7 protein-coding genes are annotated in these 4,457 nt (G+C 38.7%); 3 read left to right on the forward strand and 4 right to left on the reverse strand.

Annotated features, from left to right (window positions below; translation table 11 throughout):
- From QVB70_RS01190 to QVB70_RS01200, 3 genes are all read right to left on the reverse strand, one after another.
- A partial coding sequence (locus tag QVB70_RS01190; RefSeq protein ID WP_287582554.1) for an FIST signal transduction protein occupies window positions 1-978 on the reverse strand: 978 nt, incomplete at its 3' end.
- 135 nt (window positions 979-1,113) lie between these two features.
- Window positions 1,114-1,419, reverse strand: coding sequence for a thioredoxin domain-containing protein (locus QVB70_RS01195; protein ID WP_287582556.1), 306 nt, complete (start codon window positions 1,417-1,419; stop codon window positions 1,114-1,116).
- A 148-nt stretch (window positions 1,420-1,567) separates the two neighbouring features.
- The gene (locus QVB70_RS01200; protein WP_287582558.1) at window positions 1,568-1,717 is read right to left on the reverse strand and encodes a ribbon-helix-helix domain-containing protein; all 150 of its coding nucleotides are present in this window, start codon (window positions 1,715-1,717) and stop codon (window positions 1,568-1,570) included.
- Window positions 1,718-1,935: 218 nt separating this feature from the next.
- Between QVB70_RS01200 and QVB70_RS01205 the strand changes: the two genes are divergently transcribed.
- The 3 genes from QVB70_RS01205 (at window position 1,936) to QVB70_RS01215 (ending at window position 4,208) form a co-directional block, all read left to right on the forward strand.
- Window positions 1,936-2,778 (forward strand): RAMP superfamily CRISPR-associated protein, encoded by an 843-nt coding sequence (locus QVB70_RS01205; protein WP_287582560.1) that lies wholly within the window; start codon window positions 1,936-1,938, stop codon window positions 2,776-2,778.
- Window positions 2,759-3,580: a hypothetical protein gene (locus QVB70_RS01210; RefSeq protein WP_287582562.1), complete on the forward strand. Its 822-nt coding sequence runs from the start codon at window positions 2,759-2,761 to the stop codon at window positions 3,578-3,580. The genes QVB70_RS01205 and QVB70_RS01210 overlap by 20 nt, the downstream gene beginning before the upstream one ends.
- A 139-nt stretch (window positions 3,581-3,719) precedes the next feature.
- Window positions 3,720-4,208, forward strand: a complete 489-nt coding sequence (locus tag QVB70_RS01215; RefSeq protein WP_287582564.1) for a DNA-binding protein — start codon at window positions 3,720-3,722, stop codon at window positions 4,206-4,208.
- 36 nt (window positions 4,209-4,244) lie between these two features.
- Here QVB70_RS01215 and QVB70_RS01220 read toward each other — a convergent pair.
- Window positions 4,245-4,457: ribosomal protein L16 (locus QVB70_RS01220; protein ID WP_287582566.1), on the reverse strand; the 213-nt coding region annotated here is incomplete at its 5' end.

Below are 4,457 nucleotides of genomic sequence, written 5' to 3' on the forward strand. Positions count from 1 at the left end.
GCCCATGTCAATCGCTCTCTTAAAGACTGCATTAGTCTCCGCAACTAATTCATCTTGTGTAGCAGACAAAACAGCAATATCAGCCCCTTGAGGAAATACCACATAACCATCTATTGATAGATCCTCATTGACATTGCCAGGATGCACCGTCTGCCAATAGCCCTCGTGTGCAATTCCGATCGGATTAAAGAAGGATTCGCTTAATATCGCTCCACCTTTAATTGAGTCTAAAGTTTTGCCCGCCCATTCCGCATAGACTTCTGCTGCGGGGCGCCCATCTATTTCGTAGAGTGTCCTTCCTTTGGCCTTCGTTGCTTTACCACGTTTCAAAGGTTCATATTCCTGACTATAACTATAGCCAACCTTAAGATCCTTTGAATACAAGCAAGCTACCGATAAATAGTCGCTGTATACGTCCAAATCAGCAAACTGCTTCCATTTACCCTCAAGTGTATTATCCGCTGAGGTGCCTCCAACTATTGGAAACATTGTAGGGACGGCACTTCTAATCCCACGGATGTGCCCCTCTTCAACTCCCGGTGCAGCGCACATCAACACCAAATCCGGTGGATGGCGTTCAGTTTGCCCTACCGCAGTAGTCGTACGTGAGTCCACAGCGGTCTGAACGTGTTCACCAACATCGGCTAAGGCTCGTTTCATTGCGAGTTCGCCTTCACCGAAACCATCACTTCTGATTTTTGTCGCCCCTACGCCAACAGTCAAAGTCGGTGAAGATAAAATTGCTACCCCTACAGAGCCATTTTCACTTTCAATAAAACCGTCAGGGGTCCACACACCACCTAATGATGTCCCGCCCCATAGTGGCGCTCTTTTTGTGGCTTTATTGATTCCATTTATTATTTTTTGTTCATTATATTGAACTGTGCAAAATGCTATTGTAAAGGTTGGTTCGGCACCGCCAAGTTGTGCTAGAGCTTTATTAGCGGCTTCTGTTCCTGCCTCTTTCGGATCTTCCAAAGTAGAATATCCTATTCCTACCTTCAAGGACATTTTTCATTACCTAACAAAGCGTTACTATTAGAATTTAAAATATAATATTGATGTCTAACGCTTTTAGGGTTTCGATTGAGGCGAATATTTCAATTAAAATTATTAATGTGCGGGAATACTACGTACTGATCCTTGATGAAATGAATAAGAATTCACATAATAATTCAATATTAATTCTTCTAGTAGTACTTGGTCACACACACCACCTATTTTCATGAAGTCAGGGAAAACAAGTGTAGGACATACAACTACATCATACTTTTTAGAAGTCTCTGGAATTTTGGTTATATCTACTTTTTTGATTTTGATTGGTAGTTTATTTTTTTCAATAACTCCTAAAAGACGTTGTTCTACCAGAGGACAAAGACCACATGTGGGCGATATAAAAAGATAGACTTCTAATTTCATTCGTTTCCCCTGCCTACTTCCTTTAACTTTATATAAAGACCACATTTTTTGTGAGAGTCCAAAAATTAGCTGAGTTTATCGAATGTATTTAAGTTACAAATTTAAACCACATAATCCATTTTAGAGTGCATAACAAAAGGTGGAGTCTTTAACCTCTATTCTTCTCCTTAAGCCATAACTTGATCGCTTCTTCTATCGCTTTACTTTGATCGCCTTTTTTCCCACCTAGTCTCTTTGCTACTTCCACTCTGAATTCCTTTTCTAGCTCATCATCTATTACGAAGGAGACTTTGCCCATCTAATATCACCCGCACAATTTATAGGAATATCTACTTATATGATTAACGGTTATTATTGATATTCCTATATTCAGAAAAGTTTATATAGGAATATGACCTTATAAATAATGCCGACGAAAAAACTTGTCGCATAGAAAACGAATGCGGGTACAAAAATAGCGATTTTTTCCAAATATGATACATAAAAAATCATCTCAAGTTAGGGGAGTCGTGTGGCATGTCCAAAAAAATGTCTGACCGAGTTAAGAGGATACAAAATCCTCAGAGAATTCTAAAAGTGGTTGCTTATACCGCAATCGCCAAACCGTTAAACGGTTCTCTTCCTAGAAGTAATAATTCGCATTTTTTGAGATTATATCCTATAAAGTATTCTTACAGGAATGGTAAAGAGGAAAAGGAAGCTTTCTCTATATCGTATTTACTTAAAGGGATTAGAGGAGCTATTAGGCATCAAGTGATGAAGACTTGTTATGATGCTGGTGTGGAGGTGTGCCACACTAGCGATAAAGCGACCGATAAAGCGGGCAACAGTCTTCTTCCTAAAGGTTTTCATCTTTCGGGTTCTTGTAAGGGCAATGGTGAATGCATAGTTCATCAAGTTTTTGGATCTATGGGTACTGAAGGTTTAATTTCTGTCTACGCAGAGCCAATTACAGCAATTTCTCATAAATCGGCTAAAACTGAAGTTAAAGTTCAAAAAGTCCATATTGCCACTGAAAATCGTGTTTGCATGACTTTTGATAACAAACCTGTCCAAGACTTTGGCGAGCGGTATTTTTCCGGTGAATTTACCTTTGAAATTGATGTTACGCGTTGTACAAGTGAACAAATTGGTTTATTGATTGAATCAGTTATTAACATGCAAAGACTAGGCAGAGGATACAATGCGGGATATGGTAGGGTTCAAATTAAGCGATTTCAATTATTAGAGCGCATAATAAAGAGGATTCCGGAGTGGCAAGAAGATAACTTCATTGTCAAAGAAGAACTTAACGAAATTTCGTTAAAAAACGAGGTTGTAGAGGCGATGGAGGCTTGGAATGCTTACGTTAATACTTGAAGGTCAAATTGTAACTCCAATTGTCACTAGGAAAACTGAATTTTATATGGAAGGATGTAAAGCTATAATTAAGCATCCAAGAAGACGTTATTACAATAAAATTAATGCATCTAAGCCGATGTATCCCTATTCATTTCAGTGCTATTTAGGAGCTATTGAATTACACTTTAGATGTTCAAATACTGCAAAACTAAAACAGAAATTAAAAGATTTGTTGCAGATTAAAGCGATAGGGCGCTTTCATAGTGAAGGGATGGGATTGGTCCAATGGATCAAGGGCACCATACATTCGAATTATGAGCCAACTCACACAAAAAATACACGAACACTCCGAATTCGCAAAGGTCTTCCTCATAATTTAACAAAAGATACCAAGAAACTGTTATTGTATGCTTTGCTTCATGATTTTGTTAATACGCCTAAACATAAATCTAAAATTTACATAGAACCGAATCTAGACGGCATAGCGTATTTATGCAACCATCATGATAAAACAGAAGACAGTTTCATTCAGTTATTTCAGAAATATGACCATCTAGCGGCCATGATTACAAGAAAGATAAGGTCACCCAGAACTAATAGGTATAACTGGTCTTCCAATAGCAATATTAATTTTGAAAAATTAGCAACAGAGATAAAGGAGGTGGCATCCAACATTTGGAAGTTGTATGATTACATCTATCAGAGTAAAGAACTAGAGCAATTAAACGAAAGTTTACAACATGGCCACACGTCATTAAGAAATCATTTACTGGTGATAGTCAATTTAATAGTGCATGATTTTCAAAGAAATGAACTTTGAAGGGTTTTGCACACCAAGGGACAGATTGCCGTTGCCCTGCTAAATGTGAGCAGAAGGGCTTGATAGTAGGGCGTTAAAGGTTTCTGCTCTTTACCCCGCACCCAAAATATTATATTGGATTGGGGATCCTTAAGGCACTATGACTGAAACAACTGAAAAGCCCTATTTAGACTATATTGATTTTGGACATGCAAGCCTCAAAAATTTCTTCGTTTTCCGAATTAGCAAAGGTGGTGACTTGTTCCGCTGTCTTGAAGCGAAATTAAAAGACGAAGGAATTAGATCAGGTTTAGTACTGTTCATGCTCGGGACGTTGAGAAACGCACGTCTTGCTTATTTCAACACAAATATTGGCGAGTTTCACGTGAATGAATTCAATCCTCCTGGAGGTATTGAATGTGTTGCAGGGAGCGGTACTGTAAGCATTCAAGAAGACGAAATGCTAGCACATATCCATGTGGTTGTTGCTGGTCCAACAGGAAATGCCTATGGCGGTCATATTTACCCCGGGAGTATTGTAAAAGAGTATATAGAAGGCGGCATAGTGATTTTAGAAGATATACGTATGGAACGAATTTATGATGAAAATGTTAAAGCTTTTCCTCTGAAGTTTTTCGATCCTGAATGAAAGGGAAAAATTAGCGAGAAATATATCGTAAAAAGGTTACATTCTGACGAGTTTTTCGCCTTTTTCTATCACAACTTTACAAGACGTCGGAAATTTCATAGCGGCACGTCGTAATGCATCCTTTGAAAACTTGAAGTTTTCAGCAGTCGTTCTGACGGTAACTAATGGTTGGCCACGACGTACTCGGGCAGCTGTACCGATTGGTTTTCCAAATGCCCGTCGCATACCGTCTTGAAGCCTGTCTGCACC

This window comes from Candidatus Borrarchaeum sp., from assembly GCF_019058535.1.
GTDB classification, from domain to species: domain Archaea; phylum Asgardarchaeota; class Sifarchaeia; order Borrarchaeales; family Borrarchaeaceae; genus Borrarchaeum; species Borrarchaeum weybense.